The following is a 2,760-nucleotide window of genomic DNA, read 5'->3' as shown; positions in this document are numbered from 1 at the left end:
CCGGCGGAGCCGCCTTTGATGTGGTAATTTTTACCCACTACCGGGCGACGCATATCGCAGTCAACCAGCAGCGTTTTGCCCAGCTGCCCAAGCGACAGTGCAAGGTTAGAGGCTGTTGAAGATTTGCCTTCGCCGGGCACCGTTGATGTGACGGCAAACAGGCGATGCTGCTGATCAATGGCGGTCAGGTTGATACTGGTGCGGATAGTGCGCACAGCTTCACCAAAGCCTGGTTGCTCCTTGTCGTTAAACAGGTTGAATACATGATCCAATAGTTTTTTGTCGGTGAGTTTCGGTAATACACCCAGCACTGGCAGGTTCTGTTTTTCTTCAATATCCCGGGTGGTGCGAATGGTGTTGTTGAGCATTTCCAGCAGGAAGGCGATACCGCAGGAGACCATTAACCCCAGTAGTGCGGCAATGCCGACAATCAGCTTTTTCTTGGGTTTTACCGGATTTTGAGGCGTAAACGCTTTGTCGACAATACGGGCGTTGGCGGTTTGCAGGTCACTGGTGGCGGACGTTTCCTGAATTCGCTTGAAGAAGGCATCGTACAGGTCTTTATTAGTCTGCACTTCCCGCTCAAGGGATCGCAGGCGGAACTGTTTGCGGTTGATCTCTTGTACCGTGGACTTCACTTTATTCACCGCAGTCTGCAGGCTTTTCTCGTTGGCTTTATCAATTTCATAGTTCCGCTCAACACCATCGACAATATTGCCAATCTGAACCTTGAGGTTCTGCTGGATACTTTCCAGCTCGGAATAGGCCGAGATCATTGATGGATGTTTCGGGCCATAACGGCGGGACAAATCCAGCACCTGACGGTCCCGGTTCGATTCGTCCTGCTTCAGGTCCTGAATCAGCGGATGCTGCAGCACCGCCTGCAGGGACTGGCTATCGCCTTTCTTCATTTCGCCAGAGCGTATGCGCTTATAGATGTTTTCGGAGACCGCCAGTTTGTTGCGCACCTGCACCAGGGAATTCGTCAGGGCTTTCAGTTCATTGCTGGAAACGGTCAGCACGCCTTCCAGGTCGATCAGCTGCTCCTGCTCCCGGTAATCTTGTAGCTCCTGTTCTGCCGCTTTCAGTGTTTCTGAAAGGTCACTCATGCGGCTCTGCATCCAGTCGGTGGCGTTCAATGTCAGCGACAGTTTGGCCTCCATGTAGGATTCGATATAGGCACTGGCAATGGCGTTGGCAATTTGTGCGGCCAGTTTCGGGTTTTCGGACTGGGCATGAATTTTGACAATCTGGGTTTTACGCACCGGCTCGATGGTGACGTTGTTGCTCAGTACATTAATGGTGTCGCGCATCACGCTGGAAGCGTCGACTTCTTCTGTTGGCTCCTGCAAGCCAAACCAGCTACGCCAGTCAAGCATGCCGCTGTACCAGGGCGCTTCCCTGAGACGGCCATTAAATTCAGGGTTGTTCAGCAGGTTTAGTTTGTTAACCACCTTTTCCAGTACGCCCCGGGATTTCAACACTTCAAACTGCGTGTTGAGATAGCTGTCACTGCCACCTTCGATGCCGTACATCTCCTCAATGGAGACGACTTTGGCCTGCTCCTGCTCAATTTGCAGAATCGATGTTGCCTGATAGATGGGCGTCATGGAAAAGACCACCAGAATGGCTATCAGGGTAACCGCCAAAGTAAAGCCGACAATGGCCCAGCGATGACTGTTCAGAACATGGAAAATTTCGCGGAGATCAATAATATCCTCCCCCTGCAGAGCTCTGGCTTGCGAAGGGGGGGATGCTGGTTTGGATTCTGTATTCATGGGGTTCGCACAACCATTTAAGGCAACTGTTCAGGACAAGAAGTTAGGGAAGCTGCAATTGAAAATGTACCATCGTCATCCCCGCGAAGGTGGGGATCCACTGCTCGTGGTAGATTCCCGCCTTCGCGGGAATGACGGATGACTGGTACTTTCTACAATGCCAATTCACTTAGGACAAGAAGTCAGGACAAAAAATCAAAAGAAGCTTTCGTTGATAACAATGATGTCACCGGGCAACACGGAATCGTTTAACGACAACTCCTGCTCAGCGGGGCGGCCATTTTCTTCCCGGGTGACCATAATGTCTTTTTTTGAGGCTCGCTGAGTAAACCCTCCGGCCAGGGCAACGGCTTTTTCCAGGGTCAGGCCGGGCTCAAAAGAAAACCCGCCGGGTGACTTCACTTCGCCGCTAACAAAAAATTTCCGGTACTCTTTGATGGAGACGCTAACCCTTGGATCAATAAAGTAGCCCTCTTTCAGTCGCCTGATAATCAGCTTTTCCAGCTGGCCGACGGTAAGCCCTTTGGCTCTGAATTCTCCAAGGAATGGATAGGACACGGTTCCGGCATCGGTAAGAATCAGCTCTTTTTCCATATCCTCTTCGCCGAAGACCGAAATGCTGATTTTATCGCCGGCACCCAGCTCGTAACGGGACAGACTCATGGGTTCGGCGGCGGACAGAATGCCGCTAAAGGCGATAGTCAGCACTAATGCCAGGAGAGTCTTCAACCGTAAAGCAGGATTGCACAAAGAGGGGGATTTCATTATCAAAACCTGGTTAGCAATTTCCCAAAGGGATTATCTACAGCGGCCCTGAGCCATCTTATCTCCCAGGGTTTTCTGAAATGGATGAAAAAAAACAGGCTGGATTTTACACCAGCCTGTTGGATATATGAAACATTTGTCGTTTTTTGTTAAAAAAACGAGTTTATTAGATGGCGATAGTGCCGGTTAGCATATACGCGTTGCGCTTGTAGCTTTC

The 2,760-nt window shown here is 50.7% G+C and carries 2 protein-coding genes; both read right to left on the bottom strand.

The genetic code is table 11. The features are described 5' to 3' along the window. A partial coding sequence (locus RM811_RS01530) for a GumC family protein (protein WP_402520090.1) occupies positions 1-1,778 on the bottom strand: 1,778 nt, incomplete at its 3' end. A gap of 195 nt (positions 1,779-1,973) precedes the next feature. Beyond that, the gene (locus tag RM811_RS01525; RefSeq protein WP_402520088.1) at positions 1,974-2,543 is read right to left on the bottom strand and encodes a polysaccharide biosynthesis/export family protein; all 570 of its coding nucleotides are present in this window, start codon (positions 2,541-2,543) and stop codon (positions 1,974-1,976) included. Positions 2,544-2,760: the final 217 nt, after the last annotated feature.

It is taken from the genome of Endozoicomonas sp. (assembly GCF_031844845.1).
GTDB lineage: Bacteria > Pseudomonadota > Gammaproteobacteria > Pseudomonadales > Endozoicomonadaceae > Endozoicomonas.
This window is presented reverse-complemented; position numbering and strand designations above follow the sequence as displayed.